The sequence below is a fragment of the Natrinema sp. CBA1119 genome (assembly GCF_002572525.1).
In the GTDB taxonomy this organism is placed as follows: Archaea; Halobacteriota; Halobacteria; order Halobacteriales; family Natrialbaceae; genus Natrinema.
Genome location: NZ_PDBS01000001.1, coordinates 1,424,082 through 1,448,364 on the forward strand (window position 1 = coordinate 1,424,082; position 24,283 = coordinate 1,448,364).

Consider the following 24,283-nt stretch of genomic DNA (forward strand, 5'->3'; position numbering starts at 1 on the left):
CCGAGACGCTACTCGAACCGCGCGTCGACGACGACGTGGTCGACGCCCGCACTGTGACTTTTCACCCGCCGTTTCTCGAGCACCGCAAGCTCGCGTCCGGCCTCGTCGGCGGCCGCCGCGAGGCGCTCGAGCGGGCGGTCCCAGAGCCGCGACTCTGGGGTCGCCTCGTGATAGTGGACGACGCCGCCGGGGACGAGCGCCTCGAGGGCGTCGGGGAGGAAGTCGTGAGCCTCGTCGGTTCTCGTTCCGTGGTCCATCTCGCCGTTTCCGTCACCGTCCGAGCTGTCCGAACTCCCGTAGTAGCCCATGATGACGCGATCGGCATCGATTTCGCTCGCGAGGTCGCGACAGTCGGTCATATAGGCGTCGACCCGGTCGCCGACGTCGTTGAGCACGGCGTTCTCGAGCAGGTAGCGAAAGGCGGTCGGGTTGATCTCGGTGGCAGTCACCCGCGAGCCACCGCGGGCCAGCGGCAGCGTGAAGTAGCCGATGCCGGCAAACATGTCGAAGACGTGCTCGTCCTCGCTCCCGAGTTCGCCCATGCGGGCGCGCTCGGTCTGGTTTCCGGGCGAGAACATAACTTTTGCCGGATCGAGTCCGTATCGGGTTCCGTGTTCGGCGTGGATCGTCTCTGTATCGTCGTCGCCCGCGATCAGTCTGATTCGGGGCTCGCGGTAGGTGCCGGCCGTTCCGTCGTTTTCGATCCCCTCATCGGCCAGCACGCTGTCGGCCTCGCCGTGTAACTCGAGCAGGGCCTCAGCCAGCGCTTCCTCGTCGGGGCAATCCTCTGGAACTGTCACGAGGATTACTGAGCCGATCACCGCCCACGAGCCCGGGACGGACTCGAGGTCGGCGTCGCTCCATCCTCGGTCGGCCAGCAGGTCCTCGAGGTCGGTATTTCGCGGCTCGGGCTCGAGTTGTTTGACGACCTCGAGCACCTGCGTTTCGGTCGGCGGCTCCGTGATGGGGAGTGAGACCCGCTCCGGCCCGTCCTCGCGGACGCGCCTCGAGTTGTCGTAGACTCCCTCGGCACGTAGCGACTCGATGGTCGTCTCCGCGCGGGGCTTCTCGACGATCACAGCCAGTGGCGCGTCCGCCTCCGCTCGCTCGAGGACGTCGTCGGCCGCGGGCTCGAGGTCGTGGGGATTCTCGTCGATGGCGCGGTCGTCTGCGTCCTCAGTCATCGCTCTCGTCTGGCAGAATGTGCAATCCCGCCCGACTCTTCAGTACGGGGACGGTCTCGGCCTCGGCGTCGAAGTAGTCCGGTCGCGCGACGGTCGTGGCCCGGAAGGTCTCGGGATCGAGCACCTGCACGGCGTTGTCGTCCTCGACGGTGACGACCGTCGCTTCGTCCGCGTCCTCGAGCGAACCGAGCCTGCGCGCGTTGGGCGAGTTCCCCTCCTCGTAGCTCGCCTCGTAGCGCTCACCGGTCGTCACACGGACGCCCTTGAGGTTGCCGCGGGCGCTGCGGACGAGCACAGGACCGCCGTCGTCCTCGGCGAGGTCGATGACATCGCCGGGCGTGTACGGCGGCAGGCGGACGGCGAAGGTGACCCGATAGACCTCGTTGCCGTCCTCGTCCTCCGTGACGAGGGTTTCGGCGTCGTTGACGGTGCCGCCGAACTCCTCGATCATCTTGTTCGAGATTTTCTTGCCGATCTTGTTGGTCGAAACCCTGATGTTCAGCCCGTCGTCGGTCTCGCTCGTCTCCGTGACGAAGGCGTTGCGGTCGCCCGTCGCCTCCATGTCGGCGACGATCGCGTTCGCGATCTCCTTCGCCCGTTCGATCTCCTCGGTCGTCGGGGTGCGGTCCTCGGCGCGGATCTGGACGATGCTGGCGTAGTAGTCGCCGGCGATCCGCCCGCAGCGGGTACAGGTCTGGCGGGCGATTTTGACCGGGACGGTCACCTGTTCGTCCACCGGCGTTCCGCGCACCACGCCCGTGAAGTAACAGTGCATCCGGATCGTGTTCTGATCGACCTGTTCGGGGTCGATCTGCCAGGCGACGTCCTCGACGTCGACGTGGACGCCCAGCGCTTCGCTGACCTCCTCGATGGCGATGTCGGTGTAGTCGTCCGCGCCGACGTCGACCCATCGGTTCCCCCGGTAGACCGCACCGCAGCGGGCGCAGACGCGAACGTCGATCCGGTTCGGCGCGTCCACGAAGTCGAAGTCCTCGAAGTAACACGAATCGCAGAGTTCGACCTCCGCGCCGGGCCGCAACGGGCTATTCGCGTCGCTCGCCGACCGCTCGGGCACCGCGTCCCCGCACCGGGGACAGAACGCACGCGACTCACTCATTGGCCCCGTTTGGGTGCTCACGGAGTTAAGGGACGCGTTCCGATATTTCGCCGCGGTCGCTCGAGGAGATCCACACGGTTCGCTCGCGGTCTCCGACCGGTTTCGTTCCCCGGCGTTCGTGTCGTTCGACTCGAAACGAAGGGTGGCGGACCGAATCCGTCAGACGCACGTCAGACATCCTCTCAGCTCCCTGTTGTCAGACGTCACCGCGTCACGCGGTCTCCAGCCGAAACGAAGGGGTTGGACGGGTCGATCCGACGGTCGCTGATCGGTCAGCGAACGCGAAACGTATCCTCTCGGTTTGACAGACCCGGTGTCGGCTGCGGTAGTACTATCGCGTTCGTTCTCGAGCCTCTTGTCAAGGCACTTATCTCGCCGGAGCCCCTCATTCAGGGTATGAACTGGCAGGCGGACTGGGGGTTGCGCGCGCGGATGTTCGTGACGATGTTCCTGCTGTTCGCATTGTACATCGTATTCGCCGGCGCGCTCGCCCTCTATATCGGTGGTGGGCTGTGGGTGTTCGCGTTGCTGTTCGCGAGCTTTTCGCTCGTCCAGTACTACTTCAGCGACACGCTCACGCTCAAGAGCATGGGCGCGAAGACGGTCTCGGCCGACGAGTATCCGCAGCTCCACGCCTCGATCGAACGGCTCTCCCAGCAGGCTGACCTCCCGAAACCGAAGGTGGCGGTCGTCGACTCGAAGGTCCCGAACGCCTTCGCGACCGGGCGCAACCAGAAAAACGCTGCAGTCTGCGTGACGACCGGGATCATGGACACGCTCGAGCAGGACGAACTCGACGGCGTCCTCGCGCACGAACTCGCCCACGTCAAGAACCGCGACATGATGGTGATGACCATCGCCTCCTTCCTCTCGACCATCGCGTTCATGATCGTCCGCTGGGGGGCCTTTTTCGGCGGCGGCCACGGTCGCGGCGGCGGCCGGGAGGGCGGCGGCGGCATCGTCGTCGCCATCCTCGTCTCGCTGGTCGTCTGGATCATCAGCTACCTGCTCATTCGGGCGCTCTCGCGCTACCGCGAGTACGCCGCCGACCGCGGCGCGGCCGCCATCACCGGGAATCCGTCGGCGCTCGCCTCGGCGCTCCTGAAGATCTCCGGCGAGATGGACAAGGTCCCGAAAGACGACATGCGCGAGGAGGCCGAGATGAACGCCTTCTTCATCATCCCGATCAAGTCCGGCATCGTCGGCCGGCTCTTCTCGACGCACCCGCCGACCGAGCGCCGCGTCGAACAGCTTCGGGACCTCGAGCGCGAAATGCAATCGTTCTAAGGAACCGGCCCCGTCACTCCACACATGGGACTGCTGGACGGACTCCGCGCCATCCTCGGCTCGCGCGCCGAGGCCGACGCCGGACGCGACGCCGACCCCGACGACCTCTTCGGCATGAGCACCGCCTACCTCACGATGCAAGCCGACCTGGGCTACGAGTCGCTGGACGTCGGCGCGCTCTGTTTCTCTGACGTCGACTCGAGCGACTTCCGGGACGCCGTCGACGAGGTCGAAGCGATCCTCGAGGCCGGGCAGGAGGAGACCGGCACCAAGTTCTCGGTTACCAGCGACGATCACGGCTATCACTGGGTGGTCCTCGCGGACGACGATCCGGAGGATCTCATCACGAGCATGCACTTCGCCGCGGACACGTTTATCGAGCACGGCTACGGTTCGCGGCTGTTGGCGGCGGTGTTTGCGTACGAAGACCGCGACGGAACCGCCTACTGGATCTACTCCTTCCGTCGCGGGCGCTTCTATCCCTTCGTCCCGCGCGACGGTCGAGAGCGCGACTCGAGCGCGGAGTTCACCCTCGAGTCGGCGTTAGACGGGGAACTCGAGATCGAGCGCGAGAAGGACTACTGGTATCCGCTCTGGCCCAGCGAAGGCGGAACGCATCCCTGGGAATGAGCGGAGCGGACCCATGACGACCTGTACCGCCGTTCTGGCGGTGTCGTCCGTTTTACTGTCGCTTCGTAATTTGGTTTTCGTCGCTCCGTTCGACGAACTTCCAAACTGTGTAGGAGTCACCGGTATTGCAGTTCCCCGGGTAGACAGAAGTACGCGACAGGAAGCCACATCATCACAACTGCGCCATACACCAGTTGCTTTCTCTTCCTGTCGCTCCCCTCTCTCACCGACGAGCCGTCGGCTCGGTACTAGAATCACCGTTAGTTTCGTTACTTGAACGTGCTGTAAAACGGCCGTCCAATCCAGTTGTATACGTACCTTTTGCTGCGGGTTGCTGAGAAATCGGATATTTCTCGCATCACAAAACGGCGGAGCCATTTTGAACGATCTCGTTCGCTTCGCTCACTCGAACCACTCGCAAAAATCTACGCTAAAAAGGCCGCCTTCGCGGGCTTCGCCCGCTTCGGCGGTGTCGTTCGAAAGCGCGCTGAGCGCTTTCGTGATCTTCAAAAGAGCGCAAAGCGCTCTTTTGGACCTCGCCGAGCGAAGCTCGGCTCAGTGACGAGAGAGCCTCGCTCTCTCGTAGCAAACTACTCACTTCGTTCGCAGATGCTCGTCGCGGTAAGTCCTTGGGCTCTACTGATCTCGCGTCCTCCCGGACAACGCCAGTGCATCCACCCACTGTTATAGCGGTTCGGTCGGTATCCGCATGCAGTGACCGACTGGAACCAGTACAAGGGGGATCCGCACAACTCGGGGCTCCGGCGCGACCTCGAGGGGCCGTCTTACCCCGCGGAGGCGTGGACGGCCGATCTCACCGGGTCGCCGGGCTCGCCGGTGCTCGATCGCGACACCGTCTACGTCGGAACGACCGGCGGGAACTGCTATGCGCTCGAGCGGGCGACGGGTCGCCGTCGCTGGGTGTTCGAGACGGCGGCAGCGACCGACGCGACACCGGTCGTCACCCGCGATCGACTCTTCGTGGGAACGGCCGACAGGGCCATCGCCGCGCTCGATCCCGCCACTGGCGAGGAAGAGTGGCGGTCCGAGTTACCGAGCCCGCTCGAGACCGCGCTCGCGCTCTCCGACGGTCGGCTCTACGCCGGCCACGAAACTGGAATGACCGCACTCGAGGTCGAGACTGGGACGGACCTGTGGACCCACGAGACCGAGTCGGCCGCGGTCGGCTATCCAGCGATTGCCGACGGGCGGGACGTGGATCAGCGGCGATCACCGCAGAACCCGCTCTCGGAGCCGGACGATCCGGCCCTGCTCGAGAACGAACGGATGCGAGAGCCGGAGCAGCCGTGGACGGACGAGCGGGTGTTCGCCGCGACCGCGGACGGGACGGTGCTCGCGCTCGAAGTCGAAACGGGCGACGAAGTCTGGACGACGCCGATCGGTGGGGCGGTCGCGGCCGGACCGACGGTCGCCGAGAGTCGGGTGTACGTCGCCGACGGCGCCGGGACGATGCTCGCGCTGGACGCCGCCACCGGCCAGTCGTGGTTCACGTACGAGATCCGAGACGGGTTCACCACCTCCCCGACCGTGCTCGCGGACGCGGAGACGACGTTCGCCGGGGCCGCGGACGGCTACGTCCACGTCACCGACACGACCGTCGGCCGGCGCAAACTGCGCGGCTGGCTGTTCTCGCGGAAGGGAATCGAACTCGACGGCCCCGTCCGTTCGTGCCCCGTCGTCGTCGGGGACATCCTCTGCGTCGGCGACGCCAGCGGCTCCCTCTACGGGATCGACGTCGACGACTCCGAGCCCCGCTGGCACGTCGCGCTCGACGACGCCGTCACCGGCACGCCTGCGGTCGCTCCCGGCCGGTTGTACGTCGGCTGTGACGACGGGCAACTCTCCAGCCTCGAGTGGGACGCAGACGAACCCAGGTTTTGAACCGCGGTCGCAGTTCGTTGGCGGTCGCAGTTCGTCGTTCGGCTCCGCCGGCGCGCGCCTTTTCTTCTAAATCCGTCGCTTTCGTGTCGAACCACCTCGTCGCCCTCCCTCACTTTCACTTCCACTCTCCTGTTAACGAGGGTTTATGATGGGTCCGGCACAACGAGGGAGTATGCCCGAAGCAGATCTCGAGGAACTTCCCGGCGTTGGACCGGCAACCGCGGACAAACTTCACGATTCAGGGTTCGACTCCTATCAGAGCCTCGCCGTCGCCGCGCCGTCTGAGCTCTCGAACTCGGCCGACGTCGGCGAGTCCACCGCCGCGGACATCGTCAGTGCGGCCCGCGACGCCGCCGACATCGGCGGCTTCGAAACCGGCTCGACGGTGCTCGAGCGACGAAACGAGATCGGTAAACTGAGCTGGCACAACGACGAGGTCGACGACCTGCTCGGCGGCGGGATCGAGACTCAATCGATCACCGAAGTCTACGGCGAGTTCGGTGCCGGCAAGTCCCAGGTCACACACCAGATGGCCGTCAACGTCCAGCTTCCGAAGGAGGTCGGCGGCCTCCACGGCTGTGCGATCTTCGTAGACAGCGAGGACACGTTCCGTCCCGAGCGGATCGACGACATGGTCCGCGGACTGCCGGACGAAGCCATCAACGCGACGCTCGAAGACCGCGAGATCGAGGGGACGGCCGACGACGAGGCAGCGATGGACGCGCTCATCGAGGATGTCCTCGAGAAGATTCACGTCGCGAAGGCGTTCAACTCCAACCACCAGATGCTGCTCGCCGAGAAGGCAAAGGAACTCGCCAGCGAACACGAGGATTCGGAGTACCCCGTCCGGCTGCTCTGTATCGACTCGCTGACCGCTCACTTCCGCGCGGAGTACGTCGGCCGCGGTGAACTCGCGAACCGCCAGCAGAAGCTCAACAAGCACCTTCACGACATCGACAAGGTCGGCAACCTCTACAATTGCGCCGTCATCGTCACGAACCAGGTTGCGTCGAATCCCGACTCGTTCTTCGGCGACCCGACCCAGCCCATCGGTGGCAACATCCTCGGCCACAAGTCTACCTTCCGGATCTACCTCCGCAAGTCCAAGGGCGACAAGCGGATCGTCCGACTGGTCGACGCGCCGAACCTCGCCGACGGTGAGGCCGTCATGCGCGTGCAGGACGGCGGCCTGAAGCCGGAATAACCGGATAGAGAGAGCGAGCTTTTCGTCGTTCGCGTGATTTTTCAACCGGCCAGTCGTCTGAGCGAGACATTCGTCCGATCGACGGACAGAGCGACGTCTCTCGCGGCGATGACTCGCTCGAGACCGGGACTATCGACTCTACTCCTGTGACCCGTCCGGTGACCGCTCAGTAGAACCGAATCTGTGTCGCACCGAGAACGGCGCTTGAAAAGCAGCGTTACTCTTCGGTCGTCGTCTTGTCGACATCGAGTTCGCCCTGATGGATCTCTGCGCCGTCCTGTGCAACCTTCTCGGCCAGCACTGCGCACTTGACTCGCATCGGGGAGATGTCGACGCCGAGCATGTCGATCACGTCGTCGCGATCCATCTCGTGTAGTTCCGCCAGACTCTTTCCGGCGAGTTCGCCCGAGAGCATGCTGGCGGAGGCCTGACTGATCGCACAGCCGTCGCCGGAGAAGGCAACCCGCTTGATCGTCTCGTCGTCGTCCTCGAGCGTGACGTCCATGCGAATCTCGTCGCCACACATTGGGTTCTCGCCGACGTGGGTGAACGTCGGATCCTCGAGCCGCCCGTAGTTACGGGGGTTCTTGTAGTGGTCGAGGATCTGCTGTCGGTACATATCGGAGCCCAGTCCCATCGTTGGATACGGATAGGCCAGTGCGCTGTAAAAGGGTTCCGGGGCCGAAACGGCCGGTCACGCCTCGACTCGGGGGGTACGGCCGCCCGTTCAAGTCGTGTCGAGAACTACCGCGAGCCGGTCGCGCGAATCGACGACGCAGACGCTGAACCGTTCGTGGCTCCGACCCCGTCTCGACCGATCGCCGGATCGGTCGAGACGGGGTCGGTGTGGAGTCACTGTGATGACTTCTCGACGATTGCGAACCAAAAGTCCTCGATCGATTGCACGAACTCGACGAAGTCCTCCGGTTCGACCGGTTTCTGTATGTACGTGTCCGCCTCGAGCCCGTGGGACTGGACGATCTGCTCTCCGGCGTCCGAACTCGTGAGCACGACGACCGCGATATCGTTCAGCGGTTCGTTTTTCAGCTCCGAGAGGACATCGACCCCGCTCTTTCCGGGTAACTGGGGCTCGAGCAGGACGATATCCGGCTGCGGTTCGCTCGAGTACTCGCCGCGCTGGTGGACGAAATCGAGCGCTGACTGCCCGTCGGAGACGGTATGGACGGTGTTCAGGAGATTCGCGTCTTTGAAGTTTTCCTCGAAGAGACGACTATCGCCAGGGTTCGGCTCGACCAGCAGAATATCGATCGGCTCGTTCGATTGCTCGGCTTCCGTGGCCATTTACACCACGTTTCGTGTACGCCGATAAAAAATCGAGGGTGCCTGTACTGAACAGTCCCTTCTGTTGTCCGTTGTCTCAGAACCGTTCTCGACAGTTCCTCGAGTGTCAGTGTTCGCTTACGTGAACAGCTGACGTGCGTCGTCAATGGCGTCGACCAACTTGTCGACTTCGTCCCTCGTGTTGTAGACGTAGAACGAGGCTCGAGCGGACGCCGCGACCCCCAACTTGTCGTGCAGCGGCTGGGTACAGTGGTCGCCGGCGCGGATCGCGACCGCGTGGTCGTTCATGATCGAGGCCAGATCGTGGGCGTGGACGCTCTCGAGGTTGAAGCCGACGAGGCCGCCGCGCTCCGGGCCGGGTTCGGGGCCGTAGATCTCTACGCCCGGCTCCGCGGCGAGTTGCTCATAGGCGTAGCGGGCCAGCTCCTCCTCGTGGGCCTCGATGCGCTCCATGCCGAGTTCCTCGAGCCAGTCGATCGCAGCGACGAGGCCGACGGCCTCGGCGATGGGCGGCGTGCCGGGTTCGAACTTCCAGGGGAGGTCGTCCCAGGTGGAGTCATCGAAGGTGACCTTGCGGATCATGCCGCCGCCGTAGAGGTAGGGTTCCATCGCCTCGAGGAGCTCTTTTTTGCCGTAGAGGACGCCGATACCGGTGGGGCCGGCCATCTTGTGGCCGGAGAAGGCGTAGAAGTCGGCGTCGATGGCCTCGACGTCGACGGGGCGGTTGGGGACGGCCTGCGCGCCGTCGATGAAGGCGAGCGCATCGTGGTCGTGGGCGATATCGACCAGTTCGGAGACGGGGTTGACGGTGCCGAGCGTGTTCGAGACGTGGACCGCCGAAAGCATCGCGGTGTCGTCCGTAATGAGCTCGCGGGCGTGGTCCATGTCGAGAGTGCCGTCGTCCGTAATTCGGATGTATTTGACGTCGGCACCGGTGCGCTTGCCGATCTGTTGCCACGTGACCAGCGAGGCGTGGTGTTCCATCTCGGTCAGCACGATCTCGTCGCCGGGGCCGAGTTCGTTCAGGCCCCACGAGTAGGCGACCAGGTTCTCGGCTTCGGTCGTGTGCTTCGTGAAGATCACTTCCTCGCGGCCGCCGCTCGCGCCGATGAAGTCGGCGACGCGGTCGTGGGCCTCCTCGTAGAGAGTCGATGCCTCCTGACTCAGGTGGTGGATCCCGCGGTGGACGTTGGCGTTGGATTCACGATAGTAGTCGCTCATCGCGTCGACGACCGGATCGGGCGTCTGGGTCGTCCCCGCGTTGTCGAGATAGACGAGTTGCTCGCCGTTGAACTCCCGCTGGAGGATCGGGAACTCCTCCCGGATCGCCTCGGAATCGAGCGCGTCGAGGTTCTGTTGACTCATTGGTGACTAGGACGGACTACATACAAAACACTCCTTCGGTCCGGCCGTGGCCGGTATTTCCGGTATCGCTTCGAACCGGCCTGTATTGCCTGTTCGGACCGGACGGAGCGCTGGCTCGGGTCCGAAATCCAGTGGTGACGTGTCGATCGGATGGGGGGACGGAACGGTAAGTGGAGTGGGAAGGAGGGGAGGGAGATGGGGTGGAGACGGGGCCAGGAGGTGAACGGCAGGGGGGAGTGGTGGGGGAACCCTGGTGGGTGCCCCTGCCGCAATAGTCGTTTGGAGTGCTTCCCGCAAACCGGTATCCCCAAACCATGTTGGTGTCGAGGAGGAGAGAATAGCGATGGGATCAGCGTGTCAATCGTGTCAGCGACTCCTATCCCGTCCCGGCGGTTCGCTGAAGATCGACGGCTGTGTGTTCCGTAACAGGAGTTCCGTGTATCGCGCGAAGAGCCACGCGACGGCGTTAAGCAGGTGCAAGACGACGAGTCCGACGAGGACGCCGACCGCCGAGACGGCCAGCGCCGCCGCCAGCGAGTCGACGTACAGCGAGAGCAATTCGCCGTCGGCGATCGAGAGCGTGATCGGGGAGATATCGATAGTCCAGCCGTCGTGTTGGTACGTGAACTCCGGAACGAACTCGATCGGGTCGCCGATGTGGATGCCGACCGTCTCGTTCCGGTAATGAAGCGGTGCGGCGACCAGCGCGTACGTGAACGTGATTCCGAGGGTGAGGAGGACGAACGAGACGGTCCCGAGCACGAACTTGCTAAACAGGTAGCCGGTCCCTTTCCACGTCCCGCGATCGAAGACGAGCCGTCGTGCCCGCTCGCGGACGGTCGTCGCGGGTTCGGCCGTCGAAATCTCCGTACCGAGCAATCGATCGGCGAGGAGTCGCTCGAGCGCGCTCAACTCGATCGAGGCGAACAGGACACAGAGCGCGCTCGGAAGTCCGATACACACCATGACGAGCACCAACGGGATCGCGACGATGGGGAGTGCACCCGGTTCCGTTCTGGCGATATCGACCAGCGCGAACGAGAGCCCGAGCGGTATCGCGAAGCCGGTGACGAGGACCGTGAAGTAGCCGATACCGAGGGGAAACGCGAGGAAGAGATACGCGACGTTGGCGTAGGTTTGCCTCCGAGTGGCGACGCCGAAGAACCAGCGACACCAGGTTCGAATACGCTCGAGTGCGGTTCCGACCGTGGATCGTGGGGAAGACATGGGTGTGGCTCTCATCTCGAATCGGGTCTCTTGAACGAGCGAACGATCGCAAGCAGTCCGAGCAGGTGACAGACGGTGACGACGAGTAACACCGTCGCGTCGGTCGCGTCGGTGGTCCAATCGATCAGGTGTGCGAGCACGAACGGGATGGCGGTAAGGAAGGCGACCCCAACGGCCAGGAACAGCATCGGTTGACTGTTGTTGCGGGCGTAGCCCCGATACGCCGTCCACGTGACGACCGAGCCGAGCGCGGCGCTCGCCAGCCCGACGAAGAAAATCGTCGTCGTCTCGTCGAGGCCCAGCGCCGCCGTCTCGAGGAGAAGTGTGACAACGCGGTCGGCCTCGAGGAACGCAGCGCTGCTCGCGCTCATCGATCCCACCTCGGACGGTCGGCGCGCGCGGCGTCGAACGGAACGGTTCTCATTTGTGTCGTCGTTGTCGTACGCGGTGTGATCGGTGTACTCGACGTGTTCGATTCGATCGATGCGATCGTGTCACGGTCGACCGTAGACGGTGTAGAGGATCGCGGTGAGTCCGACGATTTCGCTCGCGGTCGCAAGGACGGTCGTCGTCAGCGACGACGCGCCGAGCAGCGTCGGGAGCAGGAATCGGACGACCGTCGGCACCGCGGCCAGTAGCGCGATACCGAGCGCGAGCCAGAGCAGCGACGGCCGGCGGGCGTCTCGATAGCCGTCGTAGGACCGCTTTGCGATCCAGCAGGCGATCACGAACGCGACCGCCTGCCCGACGAAGACGGCGATCGCGATCGTCACTGCACCGCCCTCGCCCTCGATCGTCTGAAGCACGGGTCCGAACATGGGGATCAGAGATCCTCGAACAACCGGGTGAACCGGTCAGCCGGGTCTTCCTCGCGGCGGTACACGTCCAACTCCATCGAGCCCTCGGTGATCTCGATCGCCACGCGCTCGAGTCGCGTGCTGTAGGTCTTGTAGTGGTGTCCATCGGGATCGAGCTCCTGATATTCGTCGAGGTAGCCCGCCGCTGTGAGCCGATCGATCCGCCGGTAGATCGTCGGCGGCGACGCGTCACAGCGGTCGGTGAGGCGCTCGACGGACATCGGTTCCTCGCTGGCCGCGATGAGGATGCGGCGCGCGTACTCGTCGTCGAGCAACGCGAGCAGTTCTCGCTCCTCATCGTCGGTCATTCGACCGTTCGTACGAACGGATGATATAAAAGATCCCACAGTTTCTGACCGTGAAATCGTGATTGGTGCATTATGTACCACCGCCGTGTAGTGGCCACCGAGATGACCGCGATCGAGACGTCAGGCTTGACGAAGGAGTACGGCGACCTCACCGCCGTCGACGACCTCGATCTCACCGTCGACGACGGCGAGGTGTTCGGCTTCCTGGGCCCGAACGGGGCGGGGAAGTCGACGACGATCAACATGCTACTGGACTTCGCGCGCCCGACGGCGGGGTCGGCAACGGTGCTGGGCTACGACGCACAGACCGATGCCGACGAGATCAGTCCCCGCGTGGGCGTCCTCCCCGAGGGGTTCGACATCTATCCGCGCCTCTCGGGTCGGCGCCACATCGAGTTCGCCAGCAAGACGAAAGCCGCCAGCGACGATCCGGACGAGATCCTCGAGCGGGTCGGCCTTTCGGCCGAGGACGCCCAACGACCGGCCGGCGACTACTCGAAGGGGATGCGCCAGCGGCTCGCAACCGGCATGGCGCTGGTCGGCGACCCCGACCTGCTGATCATGGACGAGCCCTCGAGCGGACTCGATCCCCACGGGATCCGCGAGATGCAGGAACTCGTCCGCAGCGAGGCCGAACGGGGGACGACCGTCTTCTTCTCGAGTCACATCTTAGAGCACGTCGAGGCGGTCTGTGACCGAATCGGCGTGTTGAACGAGGGGGAACTCGTCGCCGTCGACACGATCGAAGGACTCCGTGATGAGATCGGCGGCGGCGCGACGATGACGCTCGCGCTCTCGGGCCCCGCCGCCGAGTTGCGGGCGGTGGCCGCCGACGTTCGAGGCCTCACCGACGTCACCGCGTCCGGGCGCACCCTCGAGTGTACGATCACCGATCCGACCGCGAAGGCCGGCGTCGTGACCGCACTCGACGACGCGGGCGCGACGATCGAGGATCTGCGGATCGAGGAGGTCTCGCTCGAGTCGCTGTTCACGGCGCTGACGAACGGTTCAGGGAGCGAAACTGGGACTGACGCGCGCTCCGGGACGGGCGATGGGGCTGCGCTCGAGACGGAAACGGAGGTGCCACGATGACCTCGCACGTTCCCACCGTCGCCCGCAAGGAGTTCGACGACGCCGGCCGGTCGAAACTTCTCTGGTCGCTGATCGGCCTGCTCGTCGGGCTCGTCGTCATCGGCTACGTCGCGATCTGGTACACGGTCGACGACGTCACTGCGGCCGAGGTTCTCAGCTTCCTCGGCACGCCGCTGCAGGTGATCCTCCCGGTCGCGGCGCTGATCGCCGGCTACATGGCCGTCGTCGGCGAGCGACGGTCGGGAAGCATCAAGCTCCTGCTGGGGCTGCCGCCGAACCGGACCGACGTCCTCTTCGGGAAACTGCTCGGTCGCACGGCCGTCGTCGGACTCGCCGTCGCGCTCGCGTTCCTCGTCTCGCTCGTTCTCGGCGCCGTCTTCTTCGGCTCGGTCCCGTTCGTTGACTGGCTGGGTTTCGCCGCTATTTCGCTGCTGTTCGGGACGACGTTCGTCGGTCTGGCCGTCGGCGTCTCCGCGGCCGTCTCCACGCGGGGCAAGTCGATGGCCATCGTCGTCGGACTCTACATGGTGTTCGTCGCGCTGTGGGAACTGCTCACCGCCGGGCCCTACCACCTCCTCTACGACGAGGGGCCGCCGGTCGAAGCCGAGACGTGGTACCTGGTGCTCGATCAGTTCAATCCGATCTTCGCGTACACGAACCTGGCCAACGAGGTCGTCGAGGGGTCGATATTTCCCTTCCAGTTCCAGTACGGACTCCAGTCGATGGAGGCCTACGGAATGACGCCTGCCGAACGCTACCCCGGTGACGCGCCGTTCTATCTGCAGGAGTGGTTCGGCGTCGTCGTCCTGCTGTTCTGGCTGGCCGTCCCCGTCGCGATCGGCTACTATCGGTTCGAGCGAACCGATCTCTGAGACGGGCTGCTGTCCCGATGTCCCGGCGAACCCGTCTGGCGGGTCGTGGGTGCGCCGGAACTGACAAAACGGAGTCCGTCTGAGTCGGCTGAGGAGAACGTGACACCCCCTATTCCAGCGTAAGCAGACGCTCGAGATGTCTACGGACGTGCTACAACAGTCAAGCGGACCGTCCGTCGATTCAGGTCGATCTGTCCATCGAGGCCGGCACCGTCGGCAACAGCGGCGCGCGCGAGGTGAACATGTACGCCGTCTTTCGCACCGCACCCTTCCCGTACTGGACGGCACTCTTGCGAATCGGTGTGCGCTTGCCGCGGATCTGGGTTCGCCCCTCGAGGATGGCTTCGATGAGTTCGTCGCCGTCGATATCCGCCTTCATCGGGGCCGCCGTGTCGGGTGTCACGATGACTTCGGTGAAGGCTTTACCCACGTTGGGGAGGTAGTGAGCGTCGCTGGCACCGATCTGTGGATAGTCTCGACGGCTGGCAAACGTGCGGGCCCGCCGGTTGCGGTAGCCCGTAAAGACCATCGAGTTGTAGGTCTCGATCGCGTCGGCGTCGTCGATGTGGCGTTTCCGGACGCCGTGGCGACTGCGCTGGAAGGGATGGGGGACGATCGCCACCCCGCCCAGGTCGCGGACAGTCTCGACGGTCTCCATGAACGGCTGCCCCGGATCGGGGCGTTTCTCGACGCCGATCGCCAGCAGGTGGCCGTGTCGCGTCGAAACTTCGACGCCGGGGATTCCGATCAGTCCGTACTCGGGCGCGAGGTTGGCGGCGCGCCGCGATTCGTCGATCTCATCGTGGTCGGTGATGACCACCCCGTCGAGTCCGATATCCGCGGCGTGCTCCAGGATGAGTTCGATCGGTTCGTGCCCGTCGTAGGAGTCGTCGGAGTGGACGTGAAAGTCGATCGCGAACGGAATCTGCGTGGTCATAGAGGGTTCCAGAGTCAGGGGTATCGGAGTCGCTACCACCAATAGCTTGTTGTCGCGCTTAAAGACTATGCTACCGGTCGCATCCGGATCGCAGTTCGCCGGTCGACACCGCTCAGAACGCAGTATACTGGGGTCGACGACGGTAAGCGTGGAATACTTCGAGAGAACCGTCCGCAGTTCCGGTCGTCCCAAGAGACGAACGCGATCGGCCCTCTCGGCGACCATACATTCTCTCTCTCTCTCTCTCTCGGCGAGTACCAGCCACGGAATCGCCATAATCGACAGATCGGTGCGTAATGGTACCCGCAATAGTCGACTACGGAAGAGGACGGCGAGACGAACGATAGCTGACCCGAGGAACCGATACGTTGGTATACGCACTCACCCTGTCACGTCACAGGGGAGAACATGTACAGTTACGTGACGTTCTCGGCTCTGTTATCGGCGATCGTCGGCACGAGCGTCGCCGTCTGGTTGCTCGTCCGGAACGAGTCGGGTCGCCCGGCCTTCGCGTTCGGCCTGTTCATGCTCACGATGGCGGTCTGGTCGGCCACCCACGTCGGAACGCTCATGTCGGAAACGGTGCGCTGGCAACTGCGATTCACCCAACTATCGTACGTGAGCGTGGTCTTCGCGCCGATCACCTGGCTCGTATTCGCTCTTCGATACACCGACCGAAGCGAATGGGGTTCCGGACGACGCATCGCGTTACTGTCAGTCGTTCCCGTACTGACGCTCGGATTCGTCTTCACTGCACGGCATCACTCGCTGTTTTACAGTTCGATTTCGCTCACCGAGGTCGGCGGCCGGCCGTTCCTCGAGACGGAGCCCGGCCCCTGGCACGTCGTCAACGTCGCCTACTCGTATATGCTGTTACTGATCGGAACGGGACTGCTGGTTGATGCGGCGCTCACGAACAACCGGCTCTACAGACGCCAATCCGCCGTCCTTCTGACATGTGCGCTCACACCGTGGCTCGTCAACGGTGCCTACCACATCGGTGTCAGGCCGGTCCCCGAAATCGATCCGACGCCGCTCGCGTTCACGCTCGTCGGGATCCCGCTCGCGGCCCTCGTCTTGCGGACGGACCTGACGACGTTCGTCCCGATCGCCCACGAGCGCGTGTTCCGAACGCTCGACGATCCCGTTCTCGCGATCAGCCCGGACGATCGGATCCTCGAGGCCAACGCCAGCGCACACTCGGTCCTCGGCGCGGATCGACCGCTCGAGGGAGTGGCTGCCGAAACCGTCCTTCCCGCTGAACTCTCCGACGGTGAACCGTTTCACCTCCCCCTCGAGGCCACCGTCTCGTGCTCGCTACCGGTCGACGGCGAAACGCGGCGGTTCCTCGCGCAGTGTCGAGCCATCGCTCCGGAGCGAGCGGCCGGCTCTCGAGGGGCCATCGTCTCGCTGACCGATATCACCGTCCACCTGAACCAGCGGGACGCACTCGCCGCCAAGAACGACGCGCTCGAGACGCAGACGGCGAAATTGGAGCTGAAAAACGAACAGCTCGAACGGCTCGCGAGCGTCGTCTCCCACGATCTCGCGACCCCGTTAGCCACCGGCGAGAGCCTGTTACAACTCGTTCGCGCGGACCTCGAGGGGACGGATCCGGAACTCGAACAGTTGCTCGACGAGCTCGAAACGGTCCACGACCGCCTCCGAGAGTTCTCGGCAGCACTCCCCGAACTCGCCAGGGAGAGCACTGACGTCGAATCGCCCATCGAGTGCGACCTCGAGACCGTCGCCGAGGCCGCGTGGAACGTCGTGGACACCCACGATCTCACCCTCGTCGTCGAATCGACGCGCACGGTGAGAGCCGATCCGCGTCGGCTCCAGCAGGCGTTCGAAAACCTGTTTCAGAACTGTGTGGAGCACGGCTCCGCGAGCAGTCGACCACGGGTCGGCGACGGTAGCGAACGCGGTTCGGCGAGCAGTCAGCGCGTGGAATCCACAACGGAAACCGGCGCGACGACGGTCCGCGTCGGGACGCTCGAAGCGGACGACGCTCCCCGGGCGACCGCGAGACCGGACACCTCGAGCCCGCTGCCCGATCGAGTCGGCTTCTACGTCGAGGACGACGGACCGGGGATTCCGTTCGAGCGGCGGGAGTACGTCCTCCGTTTCGGCGTCAGTACCGGCTCCGGTTCCGGATACGGACTCGCGATCGTCCGCACGATCGTCGAAGCCCACGGCTGGTCGCTCGCCGTCGTCGACTCATCGCAGGGCGGCGCGCGGTTCGAGGTGCTCGATGTCGAGTGAGCGATCCGACGCTGGTCGAGGAACTGCTCGTCGGCCCCATAGCTAGGACGAGAACGAGTCGCTCGTACCCGAAGGATCGGCGGCGCAGCGACTGCCCGTTGCGTTCGGTCGCGGTTACATCCGCTCGAGAAATTCGATATAGCGATATAAGATATATGTTTCACGAGAACGGGTGGACGGGAGGATCGGTACAACACAGTTCGAAACGCATCTAAGCGGCCGATTGACGCGTGATTCGTAACCGAATCCCAGTCGCGATCGGGCGTATCGATCGGTTGGGACGTCTCCCCAACGGGAATCAGTGACCGGGCTCCGGAACGCCCGTTAAACGGAACGAGTGGCGTCCGGTGAGTGACGGTTTCACGCTGAACCAGTTCGTCGTTTGCGCAGCGAGCGATCGGTCCTCCTCCCGGCGACAAATCACGGTAGTCGGTCTCGACCAGTCCCAGGGTTTGGATTCGAGAGCGCGGTCCCAGCGCTGATCGACTCGAGGGGAAGAGATGACCTGCGGGTATCCATGCGGACCCGTACGAGCAGTGAAAAACGGGGGTAATCGGTCTCGATCTGTACTATCGCAGGCTCGATCGAGAGTCTGCATACCCTCTCATCGCGCCTACGCGTTCGACGCGAGGCACGGTCTGCAGTGACCCCACACTAGCGGTGAACAGCAGTTATGGCCCTAAATACGCTGATTCGATACGTCGTTCGGTCCCGCGCTGAGGTGACGCGATCCCTCGCAGTCGGGCTAGCAGAATACCGTCGAGCGGTGCCGTATCACACGTTCCAACCGCTAGCGATCGACGATACTCGAGAGCGACGCGGCCTGCCGGTTCGCCGTGTGGACAGCCAAGCACAGACGGTTCGTCCCCGAGTCGCGGACTCGAGGGTGAAACGGAGCACAGTCCGGTTTGGTCGATGGAACGCCGATAAACGATCACGGCGACGAGAAAGCGGCTAGCGACGGTAACCGATGAATCCATCCACACCGACCGCGATGGGAACGAGTTCAGCAACGGGAAGACGCCTTCTTCGTGTAGTTCCGCACTGTATTTTAAATGATAAAATCCATAGTGCTATATCGAATCGAGAGTATTCCCCCCAAACGGTAGTCCACAGTGGCGGACGAAGAAACGTCGAAACTCCGATGGGCTTATTATGTTTTAGGTTGGCCTAAAGAATAACGCGTCCGTCTGCGATACCGCGGAGACGATCCGACCGGCGGCAACTGCTCGGCCGTCGAGCGTGCCGGTTCGCAAACAGTGATCCGCAGTCCACGACGGACCAGTGGAGGAACCCATGGTCGGAACGACACTCAGAGAGATTCGCCAGCACATCGAACGACTGGCCAGCGACGACGGAGCGTACTACGTCGTCTGTGCCCGCTCCGGCGAACGGCCCGTCCCGGTCGCCGGCCAGCGGTTCGCGACCCGCCCGGACGCGGCGGACGCCGCACAGGCGACCGAACAGTATCGCGCCGCGCTCAGGCGGTACGATCCGCGACTCCCGTTTTACGATCCGATCGTCTGTCAGGCTCGAGCGGCGGACGCGGACGCCGGTTCCACCGCGAACGGTGAGCGGCGGCGATCGAACCGACGAGTCGCGAACGCGGGGGCACAGTCGCCGAACGGTCGAGCGAAGCGAGGGCGGGAGGAGTCCCCGCTGATCAGCTTCTGCCACGACGTCTCCGGTGCCGTCTTCGAGGCCCTTTCGGCCCGCGACCACGACGACGCCGAGCGCGCGATCATGGAGACGTATCTGGCCGCGGCCGAAGCGACGACCGACCGGGACACGCTCTGTCTGGTGTTGCTCGAGACGATGGCGTCGGAGCTCGAGTGTCACCTCGACGCGGTCGAACGAACGCGGGTACTGCAGGCGGCAGCGGCGAACCTCTCGCCGGTCGACTCAGCAGACGATCCCGTCGCGACGAGCCTCGAGTTCCTGGACTCGCTGTCGCTGATCCGAGCGTACGGCGTCACGCGCGACTCGAGCGACGCGACCGGCGGCGACGCCTGGACCGTCTCCCTGCGGGGATACGCCATCGAGTGCGGCGAGCGGCGGTTTCCGACGCTACCGATCGGGATCGACGTCCTGCGTCGGACGGCAACGTCGACCGCCGAACTCGGCGTAACGGACGTCACCGCTCTCGGCGACGGCGACTGGCAGTTCGTCCTGACGAACGACGAGGAGGCGACGGGTGGCCTCGTCTGCACGCGAGGTGACCCGTGACGGGATCGACGGCCGTCCACCGGGCGCTCGAGTGCGTCGGCGAGGAACGAGACGCGGTCCGTGACCGCGGAACGGCGTTCGAAACGTTCGCACAGCGCGTTCGAGCTGTTCCGGCGGAGCAGCCCGGATCGGTCCAGCCCCAGCAGACGGCACCCGCGTTATCGACGACGGTGACGCAAGCACCCCCGCCGCAGGGATCGACCCCGTCGACACCGATCGGTCGCTGTGTTACCGTCCGCGAGGCGTTCGCCGAAACGGTCCGCCCGCACAGCGTCGCCGACTGCGACGCCGAGGAAACGCTCGTCGAGACGATCGCGGCGGAGTTGACCGAAGACATCGCCGTCGCACTCGTGACGGAAAACGGCTGGACGCCGGCGCTCAAATGTGCCGTCCTCGAAGCGGTCTCGACCAGACGGCGCGAGGTCGAATCGCTGCAGGAACTTCTCCAGCGCGAGCGCTCCGCGCTCGAGACGGCGATCGAGGAGATCGACGAGATCGTCGACTGGCTGCAGGCCACGGCCGGCGAATCGCTCCTACAGTGTAACTTCGACGCGTTGCAGGCGAAACACGAGCGACTCGAGGAGTACCGGGACCGACTCGAGGCGCGCATCGACCGGCGGCAAGCGCAGTTTAGCGAGTCGACCAATCGCTACGGGCCGGGCGGAACCCGATACCGAACGGTGGTCAGATCGGTTTATTCGGCCCTCTCCGTTCGGTATCCGCTGCTGTCGACCGGAACGAGACTGTACGGCATCTGCGAGGGGTGTCAGCGGGCGGTGCGCTCGCAGCTGACGCGACGCGTCTAGACGTTCCAACCGGCAGTACGACGCGATTACGCCGACGGCCGGGAGAGGCCGTTCGGGATGAGGTCGCCGAGAGAGACGTTCTCGAGCACCTCCCCCACCGCGACTGGGTCGTCGGCCGTCGCGACGGTCTCGTGGATACTGCGCATGCACTCGAGCAGGCCATCGACAGCGGCTCGGCGGGTCGAGACGCGGCCGATCGAGCGGCAAATCGTGCGATCCGTGAGAAAGTACCGATAGCGAAGCTCCCAGCACCGACAGAGGCCGAGTCCCGGATGGGATCGATCGGCGAGGGTGCAATCCGCGATCAGTTCGATCGGTGGCCGGCTGTGCCGGTAGACGAACTGATCGTCACAGAGTTCCGCCAGACCCCACCTCGGTGGCAACGCCTCGGGAGGAATAGGGTCCTGGTCAGTGACCATAGTCTCGGAGTCGCCGAGAACGGGGGTGTCCGTTCCGCTTGCGCAAGCCGGCTCCTATATAGGGCTCCCCTACAGTGTAAGCTGAGTGGTATACGGACCCACTACTGGACTCCGACGGGTCGACGACGGCTCGAGTTGTCGCCTCTCTCAGGACCCAATTCGAGCAGCGCAGTGAGCCGGGGACGACCCCAGGGCGACGGACCGCCTTCGAAGGGGATGATCGTCCGACTTTTGTCGTCGCCTCCCCTCGGTTCGGATATGGCCGATTTCGATCCCGAAAAGTTCGAGGACAAGTATGCCAACTACTTCCCCGAACTTCAGCAGGCGTACAAGAACGCGTTCAACCGGATGAACGACCGCTACGACTCCCAGCTCGTCCACGCGATCGACCAGCAGGTGTTGAACGAGAGCGAACCGTTCTATGAAGGGGACGGCGAGTTCCGTATCGAACTCCCCAACGACCCCCACGGACGACTCTCCGACGTGCTCGTCGAGGAGGAGCGCTTCGAAACCGTGCTCGAGGCCCACGTCGAAGAGATCGAAACCGAACTACAGCGCGTCTTTGGCTTCGTCTGACGGAGGTACAGCCGTCACCGACGCCGGCAGCCGAACATGAAGGACGGAAGGTTTAGGGGGGCTGATACCCAAGGAGTTTCTATGAGCACCGAGACCCAGAACGACGGGGACGACCTCGAGGACCGCGTGACGAACTTCCTGCGACGGAACTTCCCGCAGATCCAGATGCACGGCGGCAGCGCAGCGATTCAGGACATCGATCGCGAGAACGGCGAAGTCAGCATCGCCCTCGGTGGCGCCTGCAGTGGCTGCGGAATCTCGCCGATGACGATTCAGGCGATCAAGAGCCGGATGGTCAAGGAGATCCCCGAGATCGAGAAAGTCAACGCCTCTACCGGTATGGACGGCGGCGAAGAAGAGATGGGCGGCATGAGTCCGTCCTTCCCCGGCGAGACCGTCGACGACGACGGCGGCGAGGTCGACGAAGGGCCGGAAGCACCGTTTTAACCCGTCTTCCCGCGCGGATTCGAACTGGTATTTTGCTATTTTCAACGGCGAGAGCCACCGGACGGTCTCTGAATCGCGGTCGATGGCTCGTTCGCACGCCGACCGACGCCGACTTCCGCGGCGATCGGTGCGTGCAACCGATAACGGCTCACCGAAGGTCGCGCCCGCGTTCCCACGTTCGAACCAGCGTCGTGAGCGTCCGGTTCGCCGGCACCTCGAGCCCGGCCTGAGCAGCGCGATCGACGACATAGCCGTTGATCGCATCGATTTCGGTGCGCCGCCCGCTCAGGATATCCTGGCGCATCGAAGACGTGTTCGCAGCCGTATCCGTCGCGACGGATTCGAGTGCAGCCAGTGCCGAGCGGTTCGACAGGTCGACATCGCGAGAGCGGGCGACCCGCGCCGTCTCGCGAGCGGCCGCCCGGGCGAGGTCGTCGGCCGGCGCCTCGAGGATGGCCCCGTTGTCGACGTCCGCCAGCGCCGTGACGGCATTGATCCCGGCGTTGACCGCGAGCTTTTCCCACAGACGACGGGGCATGTCCTCGGCGACGGTCGTCTCGAGGCCGGCCGCGACGAAGGCCTCGCCGATCCGGTCCGCGAGCGCCGAGGACTTGCCGGCTCGAGCGCCCAGAACGACGTCGCCCCGTCCCGTGCACTCGACGACGCCCGGATCCCGCAGGATCGCGCCGTAGGTCGCCGTCCCGGCGAGTACAGGGGCCTCGAGTCGCGCCGCGAGCGTCGCTTCGTTCCCCATGCCGTTTTGCAGCGAGAGTATCGCGTCGAAAGCGCCCGTCGCAAGCGTTTCCGCGGCTGATGCGGTGTCGAAGGATTTGACAGTCACGACGGCGAGGTCGGCCTCGAGGTCGGCCCCGTCGGTCGTCGCAACGGGGAAAACACGGGAGGGACCGCTGTTGATCGCGCCCTCGAGGCGCAGTCCCGACTCGCGGACGGCGCGAGCGTGGTCCTCGCGCGCGACGAGGGTCACGTCGTGTTCGCGCGCGAGCAGTCCGCCGACGAGGCTGCCGAGGCTGCCGGCCCCGAAGACGACAATATCCATGACACGAGGTGGAACGAGTGGAGTGAAAACGATGTCGTCCGATGGGCGGCCGCGGCTCGTGGTTCCGGGCCGCGCTCAGTCCTCCGTCCAGTAGTACAGGTCCTCGCGGTCGGCCCCGCAGTTCGGACACTAATCGGGCACGTCGCGGTCGAGCCGTCCCAATTCGCCACACTCATGCAGCGCCACATGAGCTCGGCGTCCCCGAACGTTTGCCCCGATCGAGCGTGTTCGACGTTCAGTCCCTCGATTCCCTCTCGAAGCGTGATGGAGACTCCGTTCTCGTCGACCCCGCGAATTCGACCGATTTCCGTCCCGTCCTCGGTGTAGACCGTTGTTCCGAATCCCAGTCGTCTCGTTCCGTTTTCATGCGAACTACGTGCATGGACTTGCGCTGAGGGCAGCAATAAATCCCTATATGCTATATAAAATTGGGCCGGATCAGCGACGATCGTCCGATCGACGCTCCCGACGGTTCAGTCCTCGGTCCAGTACATCAGGTCCTCGCGTTCGGTGCCGCAGTTCGGACACTCGTCGGGGAGCCCGCCCTCGATATTCCCCATCTCGCCACACTCCATGCAGCGCCACATGAGTTCCGCCTCGCCGAACGACTGCCCCGAACGAGCGTGCTCGACGCTCATCGCCTCGGCACCCTCGCGAGTGGTGACGAAGAAGCCGCTCCGTTCGAAGCCCCGAATACGGCCGATTTCGTTGCCGTCCCCGTCGTAGACCGTCTGCCCGAAGTTGAGCGCCCGTACCTCCTCGAGGGCCTCCTCGTCGCCTTCCTTCGTCGGTGTCTCGCCAGTTTCGACCATAAACGATGCTTGCCGGCGACGGCGATAAAGTCACAGCGCGCATTGTGCGAGCGGCCGCTCGAGGGAGTGAAACACACGATATCGGGGAGCCGAAATCACAGCAGGTCATGTGGGTCGTATCCACGGTAATAGAAAACAATATACACTGTGAGAATAGAGACACGGAGTATGATAATTTGTCTCACACCTGATTTTCGTGAGGGTGGCGCTACCGTCGTCTCACATGACCTCGAGTCGGGCGGATCGAGGAAAACGTCGGGCACTATCGAATTACTCGACGACGGAAGCTCCGGACGGCCAGTCGCTCCGAATCCGCTGCGGTCGGCGGACGCACCCATCAGGAGCAATCCGGTCCCTCATACGGTCGCAGGCCCTGAAACGGATACCGTGA

At 64.2% G+C, this 24,283-nt stretch carries 24 protein-coding genes and 1 pseudogene; 11 read left to right on the top strand and 14 right to left on the bottom strand.

Annotated features, from left to right (window positions below):
- Nucleotides 1–8: 8 nt before the first annotated feature.
- Both CP556_RS06985 and CP556_RS06990 read right to left on the bottom strand, forming a co-directional pair.
- Nucleotides 9–1,184: a class I SAM-dependent methyltransferase gene (locus CP556_RS06985; protein WP_098724954.1), complete on the bottom strand. Its 1,176-nt coding sequence runs from the start codon at nucleotides 1,182–1,184 to the stop codon at nucleotides 9–11.
- A complete protein-coding gene (locus CP556_RS06990; protein ID WP_098724955.1) occupies nucleotides 1,177–2,301 on the bottom strand; it encodes a 60S ribosomal export protein NMD3 in 1,125 nt (374 codons plus the stop codon). Before CP556_RS06990 ends, CP556_RS06985 begins: the two co-directional genes overlap by 8 nt.
- Before the next feature lie 396 nt (nucleotides 2,302–2,697).
- Between CP556_RS06990 and htpX the strand changes: the two genes are divergently transcribed.
- The 4 genes from htpX to radA all read left to right on the top strand — a co-directional run bounded on the left by htpX (nucleotide 2,698) and on the right by radA (nucleotide 7,324).
- Nucleotides 2,698–3,588: a zinc metalloprotease HtpX gene (htpX, locus tag CP556_RS06995; protein WP_098724956.1), complete on the top strand. Its 891-nt coding sequence runs from the start codon at nucleotides 2,698–2,700 to the stop codon at nucleotides 3,586–3,588.
- A 24-nt stretch (nucleotides 3,589–3,612) separates the two neighbouring features.
- Nucleotides 3,613–4,218: a PspA-associated protein PspAB gene (pspAB, locus tag CP556_RS07000; protein WP_098724957.1), complete on the top strand. Its 606-nt coding sequence runs from the start codon at nucleotides 3,613–3,615 to the stop codon at nucleotides 4,216–4,218.
- A gap of 714 nt (nucleotides 4,219–4,932) precedes the next feature.
- The gene (locus CP556_RS07005) at nucleotides 4,933–6,120 is read left to right on the top strand and encodes an outer membrane protein assembly factor BamB family protein (RefSeq protein ID WP_098724958.1); all 1,188 of its coding nucleotides are present in this window, start codon (nucleotides 4,933–4,935) and stop codon (nucleotides 6,118–6,120) included.
- A 172-nt stretch (nucleotides 6,121–6,292) separates the two neighbouring features.
- Nucleotides 6,293–7,324: a DNA repair and recombination protein RadA gene (gene radA / locus CP556_RS07010; protein ID WP_098724959.1), complete on the top strand. Its 1,032-nt coding sequence runs from the start codon at nucleotides 6,293–6,295 to the stop codon at nucleotides 7,322–7,324.
- Nucleotides 7,325–7,541: 217 nt separating this feature from the next.
- On the opposite strand, the gene sufU is transcribed toward radA, so the two are convergent.
- The 7 genes from sufU to CP556_RS07045 form a co-directional block, all read right to left on the bottom strand.
- Nucleotides 7,542–7,961, bottom strand: a complete 420-nt coding sequence (gene sufU, locus CP556_RS07015) for a Fe-S cluster assembly sulfur transfer protein SufU (RefSeq protein ID WP_098724960.1) — start codon at nucleotides 7,959–7,961, stop codon at nucleotides 7,542–7,544.
- Nucleotides 7,962–8,176: 215 nt separating this feature from the next.
- Complete coding sequence (locus tag CP556_RS07020) at nucleotides 8,177–8,626, bottom strand: response regulator (protein WP_098724961.1); 450 nt, start codon at nucleotides 8,624–8,626, stop codon at nucleotides 8,177–8,179.
- A 117-nt stretch (nucleotides 8,627–8,743) separates the two neighbouring features.
- Complete coding sequence (locus CP556_RS07025) at nucleotides 8,744–9,991, bottom strand: aminotransferase class V-fold PLP-dependent enzyme (protein ID WP_098724962.1); 1,248 nt, start codon at nucleotides 9,989–9,991, stop codon at nucleotides 8,744–8,746.
- A gap of 366 nt (nucleotides 9,992–10,357) precedes the next feature.
- Entirely contained in the window at nucleotides 10,358–11,218 is an 861-nt protein-coding gene (locus tag CP556_RS07030; RefSeq protein ID WP_098724963.1) for a sensor domain-containing protein, read from the bottom strand.
- Between the two features lie 11 nt (nucleotides 11,219–11,229).
- Entirely contained in the window at nucleotides 11,230–11,589 is a 360-nt protein-coding gene (locus CP556_RS07035) for a DUF7521 family protein (protein ID WP_098724964.1), read from the bottom strand.
- A 123-nt stretch (nucleotides 11,590–11,712) separates the two neighbouring features.
- Entirely contained in the window at nucleotides 11,713–12,036 is a 324-nt protein-coding gene (locus tag CP556_RS07040) for a hypothetical protein (protein WP_098724965.1), read from the bottom strand.
- Nucleotides 12,037–12,041: 5 nt separating this feature from the next.
- Complete coding sequence (locus CP556_RS07045; protein ID WP_098724966.1) at nucleotides 12,042–12,383, bottom strand: ArsR/SmtB family transcription factor; 342 nt, start codon at nucleotides 12,381–12,383, stop codon at nucleotides 12,042–12,044.
- Between the two features lie 102 nt (nucleotides 12,384–12,485).
- Between CP556_RS07045 and CP556_RS07050 the strand changes: the two genes are divergently transcribed.
- Both CP556_RS07050 and CP556_RS07055 read left to right on the top strand, forming a co-directional pair.
- The gene (locus tag CP556_RS07050) at nucleotides 12,486–13,475 is read left to right on the top strand and encodes an ABC transporter ATP-binding protein (protein WP_098727313.1); all 990 of its coding nucleotides are present in this window, start codon (nucleotides 12,486–12,488) and stop codon (nucleotides 13,473–13,475) included.
- On the top strand, nucleotides 13,472–14,347 hold the full coding sequence (locus CP556_RS07055; protein WP_098724967.1) for an ABC transporter permease subunit: 876 nt from the start codon (nucleotides 13,472–13,474) through the stop codon (nucleotides 14,345–14,347). The genes CP556_RS07050 and CP556_RS07055 overlap by 4 nt, the downstream gene beginning before the upstream one ends.
- Before the next feature lie 181 nt (nucleotides 14,348–14,528).
- Here the strand turns inward: CP556_RS07055 and CP556_RS07060 are convergent, their stop codons facing one another.
- The gene (locus tag CP556_RS07060) at nucleotides 14,529–15,284 is read right to left on the bottom strand and encodes a PHP-associated domain-containing protein (protein ID WP_098724968.1); all 756 of its coding nucleotides are present in this window, start codon (nucleotides 15,282–15,284) and stop codon (nucleotides 14,529–14,531) included.
- Between the two features lie 408 nt (nucleotides 15,285–15,692).
- On the opposite strand from CP556_RS07060, the gene CP556_RS07065 reads away from it, so the two are divergent.
- The 3 genes from CP556_RS07065 to CP556_RS07075 all read left to right on the top strand — a co-directional run bounded on the left by CP556_RS07065 (nucleotide 15,693) and on the right by CP556_RS07075 (nucleotide 20,581).
- On the top strand, nucleotides 15,693–17,549 hold the full coding sequence (locus CP556_RS07065) for a sensor histidine kinase (RefSeq protein ID WP_098724969.1): 1,857 nt from the start codon (nucleotides 15,693–15,695) through the stop codon (nucleotides 17,547–17,549).
- Nucleotides 17,550–18,845: 1,296 nt separating this feature from the next.
- On the top strand, nucleotides 18,846–19,775 hold the full coding sequence (locus tag CP556_RS07070) for a DUF7551 domain-containing protein (RefSeq protein WP_098724970.1): 930 nt from the start codon (nucleotides 18,846–18,848) through the stop codon (nucleotides 19,773–19,775).
- Nucleotides 19,772–20,581 carry a DUF7260 family protein gene (locus CP556_RS07075; protein ID WP_098724971.1) on the top strand — a complete coding sequence of 270 codons (810 nt, stop codon included), beginning with the start codon at nucleotides 19,772–19,774 and terminating at the stop codon, nucleotides 20,579–20,581. Before CP556_RS07070 ends, CP556_RS07075 begins: the two co-directional genes overlap by 4 nt.
- 26 nt (nucleotides 20,582–20,607) lie before the next feature.
- Here CP556_RS07075 and CP556_RS07080 read toward each other — a convergent pair whose 3' ends face one another.
- Complete coding sequence (locus CP556_RS07080; protein ID WP_098724972.1) at nucleotides 20,608–21,000, bottom strand: hypothetical protein; 393 nt, start codon at nucleotides 20,998–21,000, stop codon at nucleotides 20,608–20,610.
- Between the two features lie 258 nt (nucleotides 21,001–21,258).
- Here CP556_RS07080 and CP556_RS07085 point away from each other — a divergent pair, with 258 nt between their 5' ends.
- Together CP556_RS07085 and CP556_RS07090 are read left to right on the top strand one after the other, a co-directional pair.
- Nucleotides 21,259–21,576: a DUF5783 family protein gene (locus CP556_RS07085; protein WP_098724973.1), complete on the top strand. Its 318-nt coding sequence runs from the start codon at nucleotides 21,259–21,261 to the stop codon at nucleotides 21,574–21,576.
- A gap of 81 nt (nucleotides 21,577–21,657) precedes the next feature.
- On the top strand, nucleotides 21,658–22,023 hold the full coding sequence (locus CP556_RS07090; RefSeq protein ID WP_098724974.1) for a NifU family protein: 366 nt from the start codon (nucleotides 21,658–21,660) through the stop codon (nucleotides 22,021–22,023).
- Between the two features lie 148 nt (nucleotides 22,024–22,171).
- Here the strand turns inward: CP556_RS07090 and CP556_RS07095 are convergent, their stop codons facing one another.
- The 3 genes and pseudogenes from CP556_RS07095 to CP556_RS07105 all read right to left on the bottom strand — a co-directional run bounded on the left by CP556_RS07095 (nucleotide 22,172) and on the right by CP556_RS07105 (nucleotide 23,892).
- A complete protein-coding gene (locus CP556_RS07095) occupies nucleotides 22,172–23,080 on the bottom strand; it encodes a ketopantoate reductase family protein (protein ID WP_098724975.1) in 909 nt (302 codons plus the stop codon).
- 129 nt (nucleotides 23,081–23,209) lie between these two features.
- Nucleotides 23,210–23,481 (bottom strand): annotated as a pseudogene (locus tag CP556_RS26590) (DUF7130 family rubredoxin-like protein).
- 72 nt (nucleotides 23,482–23,553) lie between these two features.
- The gene (locus CP556_RS07105) at nucleotides 23,554–23,892 is read right to left on the bottom strand and encodes a DUF7130 family rubredoxin-like protein (protein ID WP_098724976.1); all 339 of its coding nucleotides are present in this window, start codon (nucleotides 23,890–23,892) and stop codon (nucleotides 23,554–23,556) included.
- Between the last annotated feature and the right edge of the window lie 391 nt (nucleotides 23,893–24,283).

What these genes read in the sequence shown, in the direction of transcription:
- CP556_RS06985 (WP_098724954.1), bottom strand. Translation starts at nt 1,184, where the DNA reads ATGACTGAGGACGCAGACGACCGCGCCATCGACGAGAATCCCCACGAC.
- CP556_RS06990 (WP_098724955.1), bottom strand. Translation starts at nt 2,301, where the DNA reads ATGAGTGAGTCGCGTGCGTTCTGTCCCCGGTGCGGGGACGCGGTGCCC.
- htpX (WP_098724956.1), top strand. Translation starts at nt 2,698, where the DNA reads ATGAACTGGCAGGCGGACTGGGGGTTGCGCGCGCGGATGTTCGTGACG.
- pspAB (WP_098724957.1), top strand. Translation starts at nt 3,613, where the DNA reads ATGGGACTGCTGGACGGACTCCGCGCCATCCTCGGCTCGCGCGCCGAG.
- radA (WP_098724959.1), top strand. Translation starts at nt 6,293, where the DNA reads ATGCCCGAAGCAGATCTCGAGGAACTTCCCGGCGTTGGACCGGCAACC.
- sufU (WP_098724960.1), bottom strand. Translation starts at nt 7,961, where the DNA reads ATGGGACTGGGCTCCGATATGTACCGACAGCAGATCCTCGACCACTAC.
- CP556_RS07020 (WP_098724961.1), bottom strand. Translation starts at nt 8,626, where the DNA reads ATGGCCACGGAAGCCGAGCAATCGAACGAGCCGATCGATATTCTGCTG.
- CP556_RS07025 (WP_098724962.1), bottom strand. Translation starts at nt 9,991, where the DNA reads ATGAGTCAACAGAACCTCGACGCGCTCGATTCCGAGGCGATCCGGGAG.
- CP556_RS07030 (WP_098724963.1), bottom strand. Translation starts at nt 11,218, where the DNA reads ATGTCTTCCCCACGATCCACGGTCGGAACCGCACTCGAGCGTATTCGA.
- CP556_RS07035 (WP_098724964.1), bottom strand. Translation starts at nt 11,589, where the DNA reads ATGAGCGCGAGCAGCGCTGCGTTCCTCGAGGCCGACCGCGTTGTCACA.
- CP556_RS07040 (WP_098724965.1), bottom strand. Translation starts at nt 12,036, where the DNA reads ATGTTCGGACCCGTGCTTCAGACGATCGAGGGCGAGGGCGGTGCAGTG.
- CP556_RS07045 (WP_098724966.1), bottom strand. Translation starts at nt 12,383, where the DNA reads ATGACCGACGATGAGGAGCGAGAACTGCTCGCGTTGCTCGACGACGAG.
- CP556_RS07050 (WP_098727313.1), top strand. Translation starts at nt 12,486, where the DNA reads ATGACCGCGATCGAGACGTCAGGCTTGACGAAGGAGTACGGCGACCTC.
- CP556_RS07055 (WP_098724967.1), top strand. Translation starts at nt 13,472, where the DNA reads ATGACCTCGCACGTTCCCACCGTCGCCCGCAAGGAGTTCGACGACGCC.
- CP556_RS07060 (WP_098724968.1), bottom strand. Translation starts at nt 15,284, where the DNA reads ATGACCACGCAGATTCCGTTCGCGATCGACTTTCACGTCCACTCCGAC.
- CP556_RS07065 (WP_098724969.1), top strand. Translation starts at nt 15,693, where the DNA reads ATGTACAGTTACGTGACGTTCTCGGCTCTGTTATCGGCGATCGTCGGC.
- CP556_RS07070 (WP_098724970.1), top strand. Translation starts at nt 18,846, where the DNA reads ATGGTCGGAACGACACTCAGAGAGATTCGCCAGCACATCGAACGACTG.
- CP556_RS07080 (WP_098724972.1), bottom strand. Translation starts at nt 21,000, where the DNA reads ATGGTCACTGACCAGGACCCTATTCCTCCCGAGGCGTTGCCACCGAGG.
- CP556_RS07085 (WP_098724973.1), top strand. Translation starts at nt 21,259, where the DNA reads ATGGCCGATTTCGATCCCGAAAAGTTCGAGGACAAGTATGCCAACTAC.
- CP556_RS07090 (WP_098724974.1), top strand. Translation starts at nt 21,658, where the DNA reads ATGAGCACCGAGACCCAGAACGACGGGGACGACCTCGAGGACCGCGTG.
- CP556_RS07095 (WP_098724975.1), bottom strand. Translation starts at nt 23,080, where the DNA reads ATGGATATTGTCGTCTTCGGGGCCGGCAGCCTCGGCAGCCTCGTCGGC.
- CP556_RS07105 (WP_098724976.1), bottom strand. Translation starts at nt 23,892, where the DNA reads ATGGTCGAAACTGGCGAGACACCGACGAAGGAAGGCGACGAGGAGGCC.